This window comes from Paracoccus sp. PAMC 22219, from assembly GCF_000787695.1.
Lineage (GTDB): Bacteria > Pseudomonadota > Alphaproteobacteria > Rhodobacterales > Rhodobacteraceae > Paracoccus.
In genome coordinates, this window is sequence record NZ_BBPH01000124.1 from 1 (window position 1) to 16,781 (window position 16,781).

At 67.1% G+C, this 16,781-nt stretch carries 18 protein-coding genes, 3 tRNA genes and 2 pseudogenes; 10 read left to right on the forward strand and 13 right to left on the reverse strand.

Translation table 11 applies throughout. The annotated features are described in order from the left end of the window. The 5 genes and pseudogenes from proA to TY51_RS13665 form a co-directional block, all read right to left on the reverse strand. Positions 1 to 277: pseudogene (proA, locus tag TY51_RS13645) on the reverse strand (gamma-glutamyl-phosphate reductase); the annotation flags it as partial. A gap of 68 nt (positions 278 to 345) precedes the next feature. Then, positions 346 to 422 (reverse strand) — tRNA-Asp (locus tag TY51_RS13650). A gap of 28 nt (positions 423 to 450) precedes the next feature. Then, positions 451 to 527: transfer RNA gene (locus tag TY51_RS13655), tRNA-Asp, on the reverse strand. Between the two features lie 194 nt (positions 528 to 721). Next, a complete protein-coding gene (locus TY51_RS13660; protein WP_052650209.1) occupies positions 722 to 1,255 on the reverse strand; it encodes a PRC-barrel domain-containing protein in 534 nt (177 codons plus the stop codon). A 123-nt stretch (positions 1,256 to 1,378) separates the two neighbouring features. After that, positions 1,379 to 2,475, reverse strand: a pseudogene (locus TY51_RS13665) (anhydro-N-acetylmuramic acid kinase). Positions 2,476 to 2,532: 57 nt separating this feature from the next. Between TY51_RS13665 and tyrS the strand changes: the two are divergent. Together tyrS and TY51_RS22025 are read left to right on the forward strand one after the other, a co-directional pair. Then, positions 2,533 to 3,774, forward strand: coding sequence for a tyrosine--tRNA ligase (tyrS, locus tag TY51_RS13670; RefSeq protein ID WP_042250334.1), 1,242 nt, complete (start codon positions 2,533 to 2,535; stop codon positions 3,772 to 3,774). Positions 3,775 to 3,896: 122 nt separating this feature from the next. Beyond that, complete coding sequence (locus TY51_RS22025) at positions 3,897 to 4,049, forward strand: hypothetical protein (protein WP_156118030.1); 153 nt, start codon at positions 3,897 to 3,899, stop codon at positions 4,047 to 4,049. 261 nt (positions 4,050 to 4,310) lie between these two features. On the opposite strand, the gene TY51_RS13675 is transcribed toward TY51_RS22025, so the two are convergent. From TY51_RS13675 to pdxH, 4 genes are all read right to left on the reverse strand, one after another. Next, positions 4,311 to 4,387: transfer RNA gene (locus TY51_RS13675), tRNA-Pro, on the reverse strand. A 40-nt stretch (positions 4,388 to 4,427) separates the two neighbouring features. Beyond that, complete coding sequence (locus TY51_RS13680) at positions 4,428 to 4,943, reverse strand: DUF192 domain-containing protein (protein ID WP_156118031.1); 516 nt, start codon at positions 4,941 to 4,943, stop codon at positions 4,428 to 4,430. Beyond that, positions 4,930 to 5,499, reverse strand: coding sequence for a cold-shock protein (locus TY51_RS13685; RefSeq protein ID WP_042250337.1), 570 nt, complete (start codon positions 5,497 to 5,499; stop codon positions 4,930 to 4,932). The genes TY51_RS13680 and TY51_RS13685 overlap by 14 nt, the downstream gene beginning before the upstream one ends. Before the next feature lie 149 nt (positions 5,500 to 5,648). Further along, a complete protein-coding gene (gene pdxH, locus TY51_RS13690) occupies positions 5,649 to 6,263 on the reverse strand; it encodes a pyridoxamine 5'-phosphate oxidase (protein ID WP_042250340.1) in 615 nt (204 codons plus the stop codon). A 79-nt stretch (positions 6,264 to 6,342) separates the two neighbouring features. On the opposite strand from pdxH, the gene fabI reads away from it, so the two are divergent. From fabI to TY51_RS22780, 4 genes are all read left to right on the forward strand, one after another. Beyond that, positions 6,343 to 7,170: an enoyl-ACP reductase FabI gene (fabI, locus tag TY51_RS13695; protein WP_042250344.1), complete on the forward strand. Its 828-nt coding sequence runs from the start codon at positions 6,343 to 6,345 to the stop codon at positions 7,168 to 7,170. 16 nt (positions 7,171 to 7,186) lie between these two features. Then, positions 7,187 to 7,795, forward strand: a complete 609-nt coding sequence (locus tag TY51_RS13700; protein ID WP_231559064.1) for a LysE family translocator — start codon at positions 7,187 to 7,189, stop codon at positions 7,793 to 7,795. A 13-nt stretch (positions 7,796 to 7,808) separates the two neighbouring features. Then, complete coding sequence (gpt, locus tag TY51_RS13705; protein WP_042250346.1) at positions 7,809 to 8,309, forward strand: xanthine phosphoribosyltransferase; 501 nt, start codon at positions 7,809 to 7,811, stop codon at positions 8,307 to 8,309. A gap of 137 nt (positions 8,310 to 8,446) precedes the next feature. Next, positions 8,447 to 9,184, forward strand: a complete 738-nt coding sequence (locus tag TY51_RS22780) for a PRC-barrel domain-containing protein (protein ID WP_042250347.1) — start codon at positions 8,447 to 8,449, stop codon at positions 9,182 to 9,184. Positions 9,185 to 9,240: 56 nt separating this feature from the next. On the opposite strand, the gene trpE is transcribed toward TY51_RS22780, so the two are convergent. The 4 genes from trpE to TY51_RS13730 all read right to left on the reverse strand — a co-directional run bounded on the left by trpE (position 9,241) and on the right by TY51_RS13730 (position 14,113). Beyond that, positions 9,241 to 10,746 (reverse strand): anthranilate synthase component I, encoded by a 1,506-nt coding sequence (gene trpE / locus TY51_RS13715; RefSeq protein ID WP_042250351.1) that lies wholly within the window; start codon positions 10,744 to 10,746, stop codon positions 9,241 to 9,243. Beyond that, a complete protein-coding gene (locus tag TY51_RS13720) occupies positions 10,746 to 12,623 on the reverse strand; it encodes a peptidylprolyl isomerase (protein WP_042250354.1) in 1,878 nt (625 codons plus the stop codon). Before TY51_RS13720 ends, trpE begins: the two co-directional genes overlap by 1 nt. 67 nt (positions 12,624 to 12,690) lie before the next feature. Continuing rightward, positions 12,691 to 13,866 carry an aminotransferase gene (locus TY51_RS13725; RefSeq protein ID WP_042250355.1) on the reverse strand — a complete coding sequence of 392 codons (1,176 nt, stop codon included), beginning with the start codon at positions 13,864 to 13,866 and terminating at the stop codon, positions 12,691 to 12,693. Between the two features lies 1 nt (position 13,867). Continuing rightward, on the reverse strand, positions 13,868 to 14,113 hold the full coding sequence (locus TY51_RS13730; protein ID WP_042250357.1) for a hypothetical protein: 246 nt from the start codon (positions 14,111 to 14,113) through the stop codon (positions 13,868 to 13,870). 29 nt (positions 14,114 to 14,142) lie between these two features. On the opposite strand from TY51_RS13730, the gene TY51_RS22035 reads away from it, so the two are divergent. The 4 genes from TY51_RS22035 to TY51_RS13745 all read left to right on the forward strand — a co-directional run bounded on the left by TY51_RS22035 (position 14,143) and on the right by TY51_RS13745 (position 16,768). After that, entirely contained in the window at positions 14,143 to 14,310 is a 168-nt protein-coding gene (locus tag TY51_RS22035; protein WP_156118032.1) for a hypothetical protein, read from the forward strand. A gap of 219 nt (positions 14,311 to 14,529) precedes the next feature. Then, entirely contained in the window at positions 14,530 to 15,120 is a 591-nt protein-coding gene (locus TY51_RS13735; protein ID WP_042250360.1) for an aminodeoxychorismate/anthranilate synthase component II, read from the forward strand. Then, positions 15,117 to 16,136, forward strand: a complete 1,020-nt coding sequence (gene trpD / locus TY51_RS13740) for an anthranilate phosphoribosyltransferase (RefSeq protein ID WP_042250363.1) — start codon at positions 15,117 to 15,119, stop codon at positions 16,134 to 16,136. Before TY51_RS13735 ends, trpD begins: the two co-directional genes overlap by 4 nt. Next, entirely contained in the window at positions 16,133 to 16,768 is a 636-nt protein-coding gene (locus TY51_RS13745; protein WP_042250366.1) for a uracil-DNA glycosylase, read from the forward strand. Before trpD ends, TY51_RS13745 begins: the two co-directional genes overlap by 4 nt. The last annotated feature ends 13 nt before the right edge of the window (positions 16,769 to 16,781 follow it).

The following is a 16,781-nucleotide window of genomic DNA, read 5'->3' on the forward strand; positions in this document are numbered from 1 at the left end:
AAGCCTCGCGCAGGCTTTGCGCGATGGCGGCGATGCGCGCCGGGTCCAGACGCAGCCGGTCCAGCATCGCGTCCGACAGCCCCTTTTCGCGGGCAAAGTCCAGATCACGGGCGTTGGCGGCCAGTATGTCGGGGGTGCGGGTGGTGATGGCATCGGCCGCGGCCAGCAGGGCCGTGCGCTTTGGTCCGGCTGGCGTCTGCGCCAGTACCACCGCCGCATCGCGGGCAGCGGCGCCCAGGGCGTCGATCAGTTGCCGGGCTTGGACCATGTCCGTCATCACATCCTCCGAAACGCAAAATCGCCGCTGTCTTAGCGTGATCCTGTCGATAAGGGGAAGGGAAGAAATGGCGCGGTTGACGGGGCTCGAACCCGCGACCCCCGGCGTGACAGGCCGGTACTCTAACCAACTGAGCTACAACCGCGCATTTCCTTCGGGCGAATGATGAGTTGTGGCGCGGTTGACGGGGCTCGAACCCGCGACCCCCGGCGTGACAGGCCGGTACTCTAACCAACTGAGCTACAACCGCCCAACTCATCCCCCGGACGATCGCCCGCCGGAGTAGGCCGGGGTTTACGCAGACCGCCGCGTGGCGTCAAGAGCGCGATGCACGAATTTTGCCACATTCCGCCAAATTATTGAAATGTCAGCGCAAAGAACGAAAAAAGGGACGCCCTACGGGCGCCCCTCTGAAACGTGAAACTGGTTAAGACCCTGACGGGATCAGTCGCGGATGGTGTCCGTGTCGAATTCCGGCAGCGCTTCCAGTTCTTCCTGGCTGTAGTTGGTGGCCAGAACAGTGTCGTCGCCGAACATCGCCATGTTCAGGACATCGCGATCCAGCAGGACGGTGTGCGTGCCCATACCCAGGAACCCGCCGATGTCGGCGATATAGCCCATGACCTGGCCTTCCGGCGACATCACGATGTCGGACACGGTGGCGATCTCGTTCCACTCGCCCGGAACGGCGTCGCCGGTCGCGTCGGTCCATTCGGTGGTCGACGGCTGGTTGGTGGTATAGATCGCGCGGCCCTGCAGCCACGAAGCGGTCAGGCCGGGGTTCTCTGCGGACAGGGTCACTTCCATGTCGCTCATGTCGGCCGGTGCGGTCGCCATGCCGTCAGCGGGCATCGTCTCGGCGGGCATGGTTTCCGCGGGAACCGTCTCGGCCGGCATGGCTTCGGTGGCCGGGGGCGTCGTCGCGTCCTGTGCGAACACCGGAGCTGCAAATGCCAGTGCCGCAGCCGTCGTCATCATGAGGGTTTTCATTCTAGATCTCCGCATCAATTCTTTGTTTCAATGACGTCTTTCGTCATCTTCACCGTATCAACGCAGGCTATTCGCCGACCGTTCCCTAAACATTTGTCTGATCCAGTAACGTCAGCGTGGGTGACTGATCCGCCCGCCGCAGACCGGCGCCGGAACCCCCGTGGTCATCGGACCCGATATCGGCAGCCCGCGCAGCACGCGGACGGCCAGCCAGCCAAAGGCCTGCGCCTCCAGCATGTCGCCGTCCAGACCGATCGCCTCGACCGGGGCGACGGGCATCGGCAACGCCTGTCTCAGCGCAGCCATGATAGCGTCGTTGTGCCGACCGCCGCCGCAAACCAGCAGCTGGGCGGGGGCTGCGGGCAGCCACGCCATGCCCGCCGCGACCGACCCCGCCAGCGCCGCCACCAGCGTCGCCGCCGCGTCGGCATCGGATAGCGGCGCGACGGCGCGGCTCAGACCCGCGAACTGGTCTCGGTCCAGTGACTTGGGCGCGGGGCGGCGGAACCACGGATCGTCCAGAAACGCCGCGACGATCTGCGCATCGGGCGTGCCGCTGGCGGCCAGCGCGCCCCCCTCGTCCCGCGACTGGCGGCGACGCTGGCGCATCAGGTCGTTCAGCGGCGCATTCGCAGGCCCGGTGTCGAAGGCCACGCAGCGCCCGGAGCCTCGGGTGCGGGGGCCGTGGGGTCGACCCAGCTGATGTTGCCCACCCCGCCCAGGTTCAGGAAGGCCACGGGGGCTGGGGGCAGATGCCCCTGCCCCACGGCCCAGTTCGCACAGGCCCAGTGAAAGAACGGCACCAGCGGCGCGCCCTCGCCGCCCTGGCGGACATCCTCGGACCGGAAATCCCAGACCACGGGGCGGTCCGTGGCCCGTGCCAGCGCCGCGCCATCGCCCGCCTGATGCGTGCCGCGCCCGCGCGGGTCATGGGCTAGGGTCTGGCCGTGAAACCCGATCAGCTGCGCGTCCGGGAACTGTCGCGCCAGATCGGCATGCGCCGCGTGGACCAGTCCCGCCACCTCCGGCACCTGCGGCGCGTCGGGCCACAGGCCCAGCCCCGCATGCAGCACCGCCGATTCGTTGTCGCCAAAGGCGTGGAACGCACTGTCGCCGAACCCCGCGATCCGCACGCCGTCCGTGTCGATCATCGCCGCGTCGACACCGTCCAAAGACGTGCCCGACATCATCCCCAAAGCCCGGATCATCGCTTTTCCTTCGCAGCCCCAGACTGTATATCGCGCGGACACAAAAGGATGAAGCCCATGACCCACCAGCCCAAGTCCGACTTCCTGCGCATCATGTCCGAACGCGGCTATCTGGCCGACTGCACGGATTACGCGGGTCTGGATCAGGCGCTGCTGGCGGGGCCGATCACGGCCTATATCGGCTATGACGCGACTGCGGCCAGCCTGCATGTCGGTCACCTGCTGAACATCATGATGCTGCGCTGGTTCCAGAAGACCGGGAACAAGCCTCTGACCCTGATGGGCGGCGGCACGACCAAGGTCGGCGACCCGTCGTTTCGCAGCGACGAACGCCCGCTGCTGGACGACGCGGCGATCCAGGCCAACATCGACGGGATGGGGCGGGTCTTTGCCCGCTATCTGGATTACGGCCCCGACGGGGCGGTGATGCTGAACAATGCCGAATGGCTGGACGGTCTGAACTACCTGACCTTCCTGCGCGACATCGGTCGGCATTTCAGCGTCAACCGAATGCTGTCGTTCGAATCCGTCAAGTCGCGGCTGGACCGGGAGCAGTCGTTGAGCTTCCTGGAGTTCAACTACATGATTCTGCAGGCCTATGACTTCCTGGAGCTGAACCGTCGCCACGGCTGCGTGCTGCAGATGGGCGGATCGGACCAATGGGGCAACATCGTCAACGGCATCGACCTGACGCGGCGCGTGGATGACGCGCAGGTTTGGGGCCTGACGTCCCCGCTGCTGACGACCAGCGACGGGCGCAAGATGGGCAAGTCGGCGGGCGGGGCGACCTGGCTGTCGGCGGACATGCTGTCGCCCTACGAGTTCTGGCAGTTCTGGCGCAACACTACCGATGCCGATGTGGGCCGCTTCCTGAAGCTGTACACGGAACTGCCGGTCGATGAATGCAACCGCATGGGCGCGCTGCAGGGGTCCGAGATCAACGAGGCCAAGGTCCGCCTGGCCAACGAGGTCACGACCCTGCTGCACGGCGCCGACGCCGCCGCCAGCGCCGAGGCGACCGCGCGCACCGTCTTCCAGGACGGCGGCGCGGGCGGCGATCTGGAGGTCGCGCTGCTTCCCGCCGATCAGGCGCAGGGCGTGACCATCGCGCAGGCGCTGGTCCAATCGGGGATCGTCGCCAGCGGCAAGGAGGTCAAGCGCCTGGTGGCCGAAGGCGGCCTGCGCGCCGACAACACCCCCGTGACCGACCCGCAGATGCCGCTGGACCAGGCGGCGCTGGAACGTGGAATCAAGATCTCGGTCGGCAAGAAAAAGCACCGGATGCTGCGCATCGGCTGACTTGCCGTGACCGCATGGCTGCCCTGCAAACCGCCTTGACCTTGCGTCAGGGCGGTTTCATTTTGACTGGTCAGTCAATATCTGAAGGTCACGGGAGGAAACGCCCTGATCGGAGAATGACAATGTCGAACCAGACCCAGAAGCCGCTGAGCATCGCGGATCGCAAACGCAGCCAGCAGGCAGACGCCGCACTGGATCAGATGTACGGATACTACGCACGCGAGGACGGCAACCGCCCCGTGGTTAGCGAACTGGATGCGCAAAAGGCCGCATGACGCCTGACACATCGCCGAAATCGAGGGGCCCACGAGGCCCCTTTTCCATGTGGAAAGGTAGCCAGCCGGTGGGATCGGCGTTTGCGGCAATCCAGATCCGGCCTAAGGAATCTTGCTATTTGATCGGTCGATACCGGTGGGACCTGCCCGGGCGACAGCCAATATCCTCACGAAAAGGGCAGTCAGTCGGCATGATACAGGTAATGTTCGCCTGCAGATCAGCGACCCGCACGGACCGACCGCGATTTATAAGCTGATCAGTGGTCGGGGCGATAGGATTCGAACCTACGGCCTACGGTTCCCAAAACCGTCGCGCTACCAGGCTGCGCTACGCCCCGACACCCGCGCTTTAGCGCAAGGGTGCGGCGGTGAAAAGCCCTAGCTGCAAGGCCAGGCGGCCGTTTCGGTATCAAGGGACGGATGTGCAAGCTGTTGGCCCGTGGCGAGGCCCAACCTTGCAGCCTCTCCTCCGGCGATTTCCAGGACCAGCAGACGATCCGGCTGAGGGTCGCCGACAGCGGCGCCGGGAATTGGCGTCTCGTCCAAGGGACGGGCGTTGCTGTGGATGTGCCGGATCACGCCGCTTTCGTCCGCAAAGACCAGATCCAGCGGGATCAGCGTGTTTCGCATCCAGAAGCTGACGGGCTGTGGGTCGGGGTAGACGAACAGCATCCCCTGCCCCGCGGGCAGATCGCGGCGGAACATCAGTCCCTGCGCACGCGATTCGGGGGTGTCGGCAACCTCGATGGCAAAGGACAGCGCCGTTTCGGGGGACGTGCGGATCAGGGCGGTATCCATGCTGCATTGCGCATCCGCCGCAGTCACGACCGGCTGCGCCGCTGCCGGCGCGGCAAGTGCCATCAGCAGGGCGACGACAAGGCTATTCCGCGACATGGGGCAGCGATTCGATCTGGGGTTTTTCATCCGGGGTGGATTGGGCGGCATCCCAGGCCGCGATCTGGGCGGCCATCAGGCCACGCGGGCCTTCGACGATGCGCAGGCAAAGCGCCTCGCCGATGGCAAGGTCTGCAAAACCGGAATGGCGCAAGACCTCGATATGAATGAAGACGTCCTCGGAATGTCCGAAGATGTTTGCGAACCCGAAACCCTTGGATTTATCGAACCATTTGACGCGCGCAGGCCGCAGCGGCAGGCTGTCGAGGTTCTCTATGATGTCGATGTCCAGATCGGCGATGGGTGCCTGGCCGTCCGTTTCCGGAGGCTCGACCGAGATCACCTCGGCGGCCTGCACGCCGCGACTTGTGTGCTGCACCAGCACCTGAACACGCGATTGATCCGCGACCGAACTGCGCCCGAAATTGCGCAACACATTGCCATGCAACAGAATATCGCTGCCGCCATTTTCGTCTAGGATGAAGCCATAGCCCTTCGAGGGGTCGAACCACTTGACCAACCCTGTCACCAGCTTGAGGCTATCATCATCTGTCATCGCATTTCCGTGTTCACACTATCCAAATTGTACTGAGACAGTAATGACCCCCTGTCCCGACTACAATACGCCAGAGTCGGGGCAGCAAGACTATGCCAACCAACTTGATAAAAGTTTGTTCCCAAGCTGCGGCCCGATATCGCGGGCCGTCACGGAGACAGCCGTTCGACCGCCCATCCGGCATCCGCATCGCGGGTCCAACGGAACCGGTCGTGCAGGCGGAACGCGCCGTCCGCCCAGAACTCCATCTGCGATGGGACGATGCGATAGCCGCCCCAGAACGGGGGGCGCGCGGGTCGCGGCCCGTGACGCAGCCCGGCCTTGGCGACGTCGGCGACCAAGGTCGAACGGGCGTCCAGCGGCTGCGATTGCCGCGAGGCCCAGGCCCCCAGCCTGCTCTGCAGCGCGCGGCTGTCGTAATAGGCGTCGGCCTGTGGCCCGTCCTCGCGCGTGACGGTGCCGCGGACGCGGATCTGGCGGTGCAGCGATTTCCAATGCATCACGAACGCGGCCTTGCCCGAGGCCTCGATCTGGCGGCCCTTGGCGCTGTCATAATTGGTGAAGAAGACGAACGATCCGTCCATCCCCTGCCCGTCGATGTCCTTGAGCAGCACCATCCGAACGTCCGGCAGGCCGTCGGCATCGACGCTGGCCAGCGCGATGGCATTGGGGTCGTTGGGCTCGGACGCGCGCGCCTCGTCCAGCCAGGCGCGGGCGATGTCGAACGGGTCGTCGCCCGCGAAGATTCCGGTCCGATCACTCATCGCGCATTCCTTGTGCTTGCTGCGACAGGGCAGTTGCCCTAATCACCGTTGAAACGGTTGAAAGCGTGAGGGACAGGACATGTCAAGCGAGCAGAGGCCCGGCCTGATGGCCGGCAAGCGCGGTCTCATCATGGGATTGGCCAACGACAAGTCGATCGCCTGGGGCATCGCAAAGGCCCTGGCCGCCGAAGGCGCCGAGCTGGCCTTCAGCTATCAGGGCGATGCGCTGAAAAAGCGCGTCGATCCGCTGGCGGCGCAACTGGGGTCGGACACCGTGCTGCCCTGCGATGTGGCCGACGAGGCGTCCATCGACACGCTGTTCGCCGATCTGGCCGCGAAATGGGATGGGCTGGATTTCGTAGTGCATGCCATCGGGTTTTCTGACAAGGACCAGCTGCGCGGGCGCTATGCCGAAACCACGCGCGACAACTTCCTGATGACAATGGACATTTCCGTCTATTCCTTCACCGCCGTGGCGCGCCGTGCGGCCGCGATGATGAAGGATGGCGGGTCGATGCTGACGCTGACCTATTACGGCGCCGAACGCGTCATGCCGCATTACAACGTGATGGGCGTCGCCAAGGCCGCGCTGGAAGCATCCGTCCGCTATCTGGCCGAGGATTTCGGCAAGGACAACATCCGCGTCAACGCGATCAGCGCGGGGCCGATCAAGACCCTGGCCGCCAGCGGCATCGGCGACTTCCGCTATATCATGAAGTGGAACGAGCTGAACTCTCCGCTGCGTCGCAATGTCACGCAGGAGGATGTGGGCAACTCTGCCCTGTATCTGCTGTCGCGCCTTGGCGCAGGTGTGACCGGCGAGACGCATCACGTCGATGCCGGCTATCATGTCGTCGGCATGAAGGCCGTGGACGCGCCCGACATCGCGACCGTCAAGAAGGACTGACGGACACGCAGCCCCGATGATCCAGATCACGGCCGAACAGATGGGCATCTTCGTGGCCACGCTGTCGGCCGCGATCCTGTCGCCCGGACCCGGCGTGATCGCCGTCAGCCAAGGGGCGTTCGCGTTGGGGCGCAGGCGGGCGCTGACCTATGGCTGGGGCCTGGCAATCGGGGCGTCGATCTGGTGCCTGGTCGCACTGCTGGGCCTGACCGCGCTGTTCCGCGTGGCGCCTTGGACCTTGACCCTGCTGAAGCTGCTGGGCGGGGCCTATCTGATCCGCATCGGCATCCTGATGTGGGCCCATGCCCGCGACCCGATGCCCGATGCCGCCGCGGGCGGGATGAGCCTGTGGTCCGGCATGGCGCTGAACCTGTCGAACCCGAAACCGGCGCTGTTCTATTCGGCCGTGCTGCTGTCGATCTTTCCCGCCGCGCTGAGTGTCGCCGACAAGGGCGCGATCTATGCGGTGGCCTTGTCGGTCGAGCTGTTCTTCTATACCGCACTGGCCAGCCTGATGGCCCTGCCGCTGTTGCGGCGGCGCTATGCGGCCTTGAAATTCTGGATCGACCGGGGGGCCGGGCTGGCGATCGCTGCCCTTGGCCTGTCCTTGGTCCTGCGCCCGTGAAGGAGAGACAACGATGAATGACCGCCTGCCGCACGAGAAAGGCTTTCACGTCAGCTGGGACCAGCTGCACCGCGACGCGCGCGCCTTGGCGTGGCGCATGGACGGCACCGACTGGCGGGCCGTCGTCGCCGTGACGCGCGGCGGGCTTGTCCCCGCGATGATCGTCGCACGCGAGCTGGACATCCGGACCATCGATACGATCTCGATCCGCTCCTACAAGGGCGTGGGCACCGAGGCGGGCCAAGGCCAGCTGGAGGTTCTCAAGCGCCCCGACCCGGATCTGATGGGCGACGGCGAAGGCATCCTGGTCGTCGACGACCTGGTCGATTCGGGCCGCACCCTGGAACTGATCCGCGAGATGTATCCCAAGGCCCATCTGGCCACCGTCTATGCCAAGCCCAAGGGCAAACCGATGGTCGCCAGCTATGTGACCGAGGTCAGCCAGGACACCTGGATCTTCTTCCCCTGGGATATGGCGCTGCAATACGTCCAGCCGTTCCGCGGCGAAGACTGAAGCGATTTCAGGGGCTTGGACCGCCCCTGACAATTGTTTTGCCGGGTTTTGGGGAACCTGACGTGATGCCGGTGCATTGAGCATCCAATGGCGGGGTGCACAAACATCCCGCAAGGCACACACAGGAGACCAAAGACATGCGTAAGCTGCTTTTGACCACCACCCTTGCCCTGCCTCTGACTTTCGGCGCCGCTTTTGCGCAGGACACGGCACCGGCCGCAGATCCCGCGATGGAACCGGCCACGACCGAGCCCATGACCGACGCGCCGATGACCGATCCGGCGACCGACACCGGTACCGCCGACATGGGCACCGCTGACCCGGCCGCAGAAGATGCCGCCGAAGCCGCAGCCGCCGCGTCTGCCGCCGAAAAGGTCGAGGTTCAGCAGGCTGCCAACGAATGGCGAATCGACTGGATCACCGGTGCCAACGTGACCTCGCCCGACGGAACCGACATCGGCTCGATCAGCGACCTGATCGTCGATGGCGATACCGGAGAGATGAAGGCCGCGATCATCGGTGTGGGCGGTTTCCTGGGCATCGGCCAGAAGCAGATCGCACTGCCGTGGGCTGACCTGGCCATCAACTCGGACGCGCAGGAAATCACCAGTGATCTGACCCGCGAAGAAGCCGAAGCTGCGCCGGAATACGTCTTCCGTGATCAGGAAGCGCCCGCAGGCGACATGATGAGCGACCCGGCCGCGGATCCCGCAGCAGCACCGGCCGCTGATCCGATGGCGACTCCGCCGGCGACCGATCCGATGGCGACCGACAGCGCGATGCCGCCGGCGGACCCGATGGCGACGGAACCCGCCGATGGCATGGCGACCGAGCCTGCCGATGGGATGACCACGGAACCCGCACCGGCCAACTGATCCGACGCAACAATGCAAGAACGGCGGCCCTTGGGGCCGCCGTTTTCATTTGCAGATCAGGTATTTCCGCGGACGAAGCGTGATGCCCCCTCAGCCGCCCGCTGCAGCGCGCGGCTTTTGTTCACCGTCTCCTCAAACTCCGATTCCGGGTCGCTGTCATAGACGACGCCGCCGCCGGCCTGGATGTAAAGGGCCTTGTCCTTGACCACACCCGTTCGCAGCGCGATGCACATGTCCATCTCGCCGTTCGCGGCGAAATAGCCGACCGCACCGCCATAGACACCACGCTTTTCCGGCTCCAGTTCGTCGATGATCTGCATCGCACGGACCTTGGGCGCCCCCGACACGGTGCCCGCGGGCAGACCGGCCAGCAGCGCGGACAGCGCATCCTCTCCGTCACGCAATTCGCCGACCACGTTCGACACGATGTGCATGACGTGGCTATAGCGTTCGATCACGAACTGTTCTGTCGGCCGGACGGTGCCCGGCTTGGCCACGCGACCCACGTCGTTGCGGCCCAGGTCCAGCAGCATCAGGTGTTCGGCCAGCTCCTTCTGGTCGGACAGCAGATCAGCCTCCAGCGCGCGATCCTCGGCCTCGTCCGCGCCGCGCGGGCGTGTGCCGGCGATGGGGCGGATCGTCACCTCTCCATCGCGCAGGCGCACCAGGATTTCCGGGCTGGCGCCGACGATCTGAAAGCCGCCCATGTTCAGAAAGAACATGAAGGGCGACGGGTTGGTGCGCCGCAGGCTGCGGTACAGGGCAAAGGGCGGCAGCGGAAAGTCCATCCGCCAGCGCTGGCTGGGCACCACCTGAAAGATGTCGCCCGCACGGATGTAATCCTTGGCGGTCTCGATCGCGGCCAGATAATCGGGCTTGGCAAAGTTCGACACCGGCGCGCCGATCTGCGTGTCGTCGCCCATCACCCGCGGCTCGGACGGCTGGCGGTCCAGCGACCGCAGCGCGTCCATCACCCGTTCCGCGGCACGGGCATAGGCGGCGCGCGCGTTGTCGGTGCCATCGTGCCACGCGGGGGCGCACAGGGTCACCTCTCCGCGCACGCCGTCCAGCACCGCCACGACGGACGGACGCATCAGCATCGCATCGGGCAGGTCAAGCGGGTCGGGGTTCACGTCGGGCAGATCCTCGACCAGACGGATCATGTCATAACCCAGATAGCCGAACAGCCCCGCCGCGACCGGCGGCACGCCCTCGGGCATCGCGGCGATCCGACTTTCCGCGATCAGCGCGCGCAAACTGTCCAGCGCCGGGCGCGGATCATCCTCAAAGTCCTGAGAGAAACGCGCCTGCCGGTTGATCCGCGCGCGACCATCGCGGCAATCCCAGACCAAGTCCGGCTTCATGCCAACGATGGAATAGCGGCCGCGCAGTTCGCCTCCGGTGACCGATTCCAGCATGAAGCTTTGCGGGGCGGCCTCGGCCAGCTTCAGCATAAGGCTGACCGGGGTGTCCAGGTCGGCGGCCAGCCGGATGGTGACCAGCTGGTTGCGCCCTGCGGCCCATTCGGCCTCGAACTGCGGGAATTCCGGCGTCAGCTGCATCACTGGACCTGGGCGTTGATGGCGTTGATCGCGGTCTGGTTCAGTTCGACCGCGGACTGACGCTGCGCATGGCGGGCATAATAGTCGAACAGATCGACCTGCAGCGACTGATCCAGACGCGACCGCACGCCATCCAGCACCTGCGCCGCGTCAGGCTGCGACAGGTCGGCGTCGTTGATCTGGTCAAGCCGCACGACGAACACCCGGTCGCCCGCATCGACGACCTCGGCCTCGCCCGGTTCGGCCACGGCAAAGGCCTGCGACAGCAGCTGCGGGGGCAGACCGTCCATCCAGTCGCTGCGCGCCAGCCCCGTCTCGGCCGTCCAATCGGACGCACCTTCGGCCTCAGCCTCGGCCGGGGCAGCGTCGGTCTGGGACGCCTCGGTCAGGCTCAGATCGGCGGCCAGTTCCAGCAGCTGGCGCTGAACCTCGGCGCGGCGCCAGTCGGCCAGCACCTCGTCGCGGACCTCCTCGAAGGGGCGCAGGGTCGGGGGCACGATCTCGTCCAGGCGCATCGCAAAGACGCCGCCATCGGCCAGTTCGGCAAGTTCGGGGAAATCGGTGCTTTCCATCTGGGCGGCGCGTTCGCGGAACGCCTCGTATCCCGCGATGCTGCCTTCCTCGGGCACCGCTTCGGTGGTCCAATCGATCTGGCCCAATTCCAGCTCGGTCTCCTCGGCCAGCTCCTCCAGCGAGGCGCCGCCCGCCAGCTGATCCTCAAGATCCCCGATGCGGTCCTGGATCTGGCGCGCGGCGGCGGACAGGGCCGCCTCTCCACGCAGACCCTCGCGCGCTTCCTCAAAGGGAATGTCGACGGGGTCCAGGATCGCGTTCACCGAAAACAGCGCCGGACCCAGATCGGTCGGCAGTGGGCCGACGACGCCCGGCTGGTCCAGCGCGAAGACCGTCTCGGCCGCGGCTCCCAGCTGGGCTTCGGTCACCTCGCCCAGATCGACGTCGTCCAGCGTCAGCCCGCGCTGCAGCACGAAGGATTCGAACGGTGCCTCGTTGGCGTCGATCTGTTCGCGGGCGGCCTGGGCCTGTGCCTCGTCGGGAAACACCAGACGGCTGACCATCCGGCGCGCGGGGCGCTGGAACTGGTCGATGTTCAGGTCATAGGTATCGCGCAGGACGGCCTCGTCCAGCTGCACCTCGGAGGACAGCATGTCGGGCGTCACCCAAGCATAGGTGATGGCGCGCGTTTCGGGCGCGGTGAAGCGGTCGCCATTGGCCTCGTGCCAGGCCTGCAGCGTCGCCTCGTCGGGTTCGGCCACGGGCGCGGGCAGCTGATCCTCGGTCAGTTCGCGCCAGCTGAAATCGCGCGTCTCCAGCAGCCAGCGGGCGGTCTGATCGACCATCGGCGCGGGCGCGGTGACGCCGCCCACGACGGCGCGCTGCAGCAGCAGGCGCGCCTCGTCGTCGCGCACGGTCGCCTCGAAGTCGGCCTCGGTCAGGTTCTCGCGGCGCAGCACCTCGGCATAGGCGGCGCGGTCAAAGCTGCCGGTCGGGCCCTGGAACGCGCCCGCCTGCAGGATCGTCTGCGCAACCTGCGCATCGCCCACCGACACGCCGATGGCGCGCGCCTGTTCGGCCAGCGCCGCCGCCGCGATCAGGTTGGCCTGCACCGATTGCGCCAGACCCATCTGCTGGGCCTGCTGCATCGTGATCTGCTGGCCGGTCTGCTGGGAAAAGGCCCGCATTTCCGATTGCAGGGCGCGGGCATAGTCGTCGGCGGTGATCTTGGTATCGCCGACCGATCCGATCTCGGTCGTGCCGCCCGAAAAACTGGTGATGCCAAAGCCTCCCAGCCCCAGCACCATCAGACCCATCAGGATCCAGACGATGGTCGATTTGCCCTTGGTACGCAGCTGTGACATGGCGCGGCCTTCCTCGTGGTCGTGTCCCGCCCGTCTTTAGGGCGCGGGCGGGTCAGCCACAAGTGGATCAGGCCGAAAGGCCCGCCAAGCGGACAGCCAAGGCCGCGATCCCGTCGGCATCGACATTGGCGAAGGCGATGCGCAGATGGCGCCCCCCCGAGGCATCGCCGTCGGGCGTGAACATCGTGCCGGGCAGCGCCAGGACGCCCGCGTCCCGCACCATCCGCCGCGCCAGATCGGCAGAGCTTTCGTCAAACGGATGTTCGACCCAAGCGAAATAGGCCCCCGCGCTTTTAAGCGTCCACCCCGGCAACGCACCCAAGGCCGCGGCTGCGGCCGCCCGGCGCGCCAGGATCTCGGCCCGTTCCCCGGCCAGCCAGTCCTGCAGGTTCTCCATCCCCCAGACCGCGCCGATCTGGCCCAGTTGCGACGGCGAAATGGCCACGGTGTCCAGAAACTTCTCGACCTGTTCCAGCCGATCGATGCCTGCGACGATGGCGCCGACACGGTGCCCGGTCAGCCGATACGCCTTGGAAAAGCTGTACAGCTGGATCAGCGTCCGGTCCCAGTCCGGTCGGGTCAGCAGGTCATGGGGCGCGCCGTCGCGGCTGTCGAAATCGCGATAGGTCTCGTCGACGACCAGCGCGATCCCGTGCGCCTGTGCCAGATCAAAGAACCGCCCCACCAGATCGGCCGAGTACTCCGCGCCCGACGGGTTGTTCGGCGTCACCAACACGATCGCCCGCGTGGCAGGCGTGATCAGCGCGGCGGCGTGATCGGGATCGGGCAGCATGTCCGCCCCGCAGGGCAGTGGGACCGTGGTCACGCCCGCCATGTCCAGCCACATCTTGTGATTGAAGTACCAGGGCGTCGGTACGATCACCTGATCGCCCTGCCCCGCCAGCGTCGCCATCACTGCGCAGAATGCCTGGTTGCACCCCTGCGTGATCGCGACATTGGCCCCGGTCAGCGCACCGCCATAGGCGGCTGAAAACTGCGACGCGACCGCGTCGCGCAGGTCGGTATTGCCCAGCACGGGGCCGTACAGATGCGCCTCGGGGCGGTGCAGGGCCGCATCGGCGATGGCGTGGCGCAGGCCTTCGGGCGGCGGATCGACGGGGGCGGCCTGGCTGACATTGATCAGGGGGCGGTCTGCAGGGAAACTGACACCGCTCAGCCAGCGGCGCGCCTCCATCACCGGGGGGGCAAAGGTCGCGGCAAGGGCGGGGTTCAGCGGGCGCATGTCAGTTTCGTTCCATTCTGCGAAGGTCGGTCAGGTCCGGGGGCAGCGACAGGTCCAGCGCCGGCGCGGGCATGGCGGGCACACGGTCCGGCGGCGCGTCGTCCGATGGCGCGATCCGGGGCAGCCCGTCCTGCGCCGCGCGGATCACGGGCTCGGGCGCGGGGCCGGTCACCGTGACCGGCGCGTCGCCCTGCAGCGTCAGGCCGGGCGCATCCCCGCCCATGTCGGGCAGGGCTTGGGCGGGCATGCGGTCGGTGGGCTGCAGGCCTGGGGCGCATGGTGTCGTTGGTCACCGGCGCGGGTTCGTCCTGGGACGCGGGCACCGCCGCGGGCGTGGCCGCATCGCGCAGGCTGGCCGCACTGGGCGCGGGCAAGGTCGGCGACACGTCGCCACCGCGCCCGAATTCGGACCCGATCGGCATGCCGACCGACAGCGCGTCGTGATCCTGTGGCGCCAGCGGCACCGACAGCGACAGCCCGGCCAGCACCACGACCCCAATCAGCCCGCCCGTCGCCGCCCCCGCCAGAAAACCCCGTGCCATCCCTGCCCCGTCCGTGCTGTGCGTCCGGCCGGTCTTGACCCCCGGTGGCGCTTTGGCCCATCTATAGCGGACGCTTTTTCCGGGGGAAACCGCCCCCTTCTTCTGGCCGCAAGGTGCTTCGATGATCCTTCTGATCGACAATTACGACAGCTTCACCTGGAACCTGGTCCATTACATGGGCGAGGCCGGGGCCGAGGTCGTCGTGCGCCGCAACGACCAGATCACCGTGGACGAGGCGATGGCGATGGCGCCGGACGGAATCGTGATCTCTCCGGGTCCGTGCGATCCGGCGCAGGCCGGGATCTGCCTGGAGCTGATCCGCGCTGCCGCCGACCGCGCCGTGCCGCTGTTCGGGGTCTGCCTGGGCCATCAGGCGATCGGCCAGGCCTTTGGCGGCCGCGTGGTACGCGCGAACCGCATCCTGCACGGCAAGGTCGACGCGATCACCCATGACGGCACCGGCGTCTTTTCCGGGCTGCAATCGCCCCTGAACGCCACGCGCTATCATTCGCTGACCGTCGAACCGGAAACCCTGCCGAACTGCCTGCGGGTCACGGCGACGTCGGATGACGGCACGATCATGGGCCTGATCCATTCCGACCTGCCGATCGAGGGCGTGCAGTTCCACCCCGAATCCATCGCCTCACAGTTCGGACACGAGATGATCCGCAATTTCCTGGACCGCTGCACCGTCCGCAAGGACGCCGCATGACGGACATCCGCCCCCTGATCGGCCTTGCCGCCGAACGCCCGCTGACAGGATCCGAGGCCGAGGCCGCGTTTTCTGCGCTGTTCGACGGCGCCGCGACCCCCGCGCAGATCGGCGGCCTGCTGATGGCGCTGCGCGTGCGCGGCGAAACCGTGGACGAGATCGCGGCCGCCGCCCGCGCCATGCGCGCCCGCATGAACCGCGTCACCGCCCCCGACGGCGCGATGGACATCGTGGGCACCGGTGGCGACGGCAAGGGAACGCTGAACATCTCGACCGCGACGGCCTTTGTTGTGGCGGGGGCCGGCGTGCCGGTGGCCAAGCACGGCAACCGCAACCTGTCGTCGAAATCGGGCGCGGCCGATGCGCTGACCCAGATGGGCATCAACGTGATGGGCGGCCCCGCCGTGGCGCAGCGCGCGCTGGATCAGGCGGGCATCTGTTTCATGATGGCGCCGATGCACCACCCGGCGATGCGCCATGTCGGCCCGCCCCGGACCGAACTGGGCACGCGCACGGTCTTCAACCTACTGGGTCCGCTGACCAATCCCGCCGGTGTCCGTTGTCAGCTGACCGGCGCCTTCAGCGCCGACTGGCTGCGCCCCATGGCCGAGGTGCTCCGCGACCTGGGGTCGACATCGGCCTGGCTGGTGCATGGCGGGGACGGCACGGACGAGCTGTCGATCGCCGAAGACAGCCACGTGGCTGCGCTGGCGGACGGCCAGATCACCGAATTCACCGTGGCACCCGAGGATGCTGGCCTGCCCCGCCACCCCTTCTCCGCCATCGTCGGCGGAGAGCCCGCGCATAACGCGGCCGCCTTCCGCGCGCTGCTGGACGGCGACCGTGGCGCCTATCGCGACGCGGTGCTGCTGAACGCGGCCGCTGCCCTGCTGATCGCGGGCCGGGTGTCCGACCTGCGCGACGGGGCCCGGATGGCCGCCGAATCGCTGGACAGCGGTGCGGCCAAGGCGCGGCTTGTGGCGCTGGCGCAGGTCACCGGCGCGCCCGAATCGTGACGCCGCCGGACGATTGGGCGCATCTGCCGTTCTTCCGTGACGACTGGCCCGGCATCCGTGACCGGCTTGCCGATGGCGCGTTCCTGCCCGGACCGGACCGGGTCTTTGCCGCCCTGCAGGCCACGGCGCCGCAGGACGTGCGCGTGGTGATCCTGGGCCAGGACCCCTATCCGACGCCCGGTCACGCGAACGGGCTGGCGTTCTCAGTCACGCCGGACACGCCGCTTCCCCGGTCGCTGCGCAACATCTTTGCCGAACTGCGCGACGATCTGGGCGGCGCGCCCGCGACGGGCGATCTGTCGCACTGGGCACGCCAGGGCGTGCTGCTGTTGAACACCGCGCTGTCGGTGCCGCCCGGACAGGCGGAGGCCCATGCGGGCTGGGGCTGGGACCGGCTGGCGCGACAGGCCGTGACGGAGGCGCAGGCCCACGGCCCGCTGGCCTTCCTGCTGTGGGGAAACCACGCGCGCAATGCGCTGGCGGGGCTGCCACGGGCGCAGGATCTGGTGATCGCGACGGCCCATCCCTCGCCCCTGTCTGCACGGCGCGGGTTCTTTGGGTCGCGGCCTTTCAGCCGCATCAACGACTGGCTTTCGCAGCAGGGCCGCGCGCCCATCGACTGGACCGGCTGACCCCGCGCCCCCT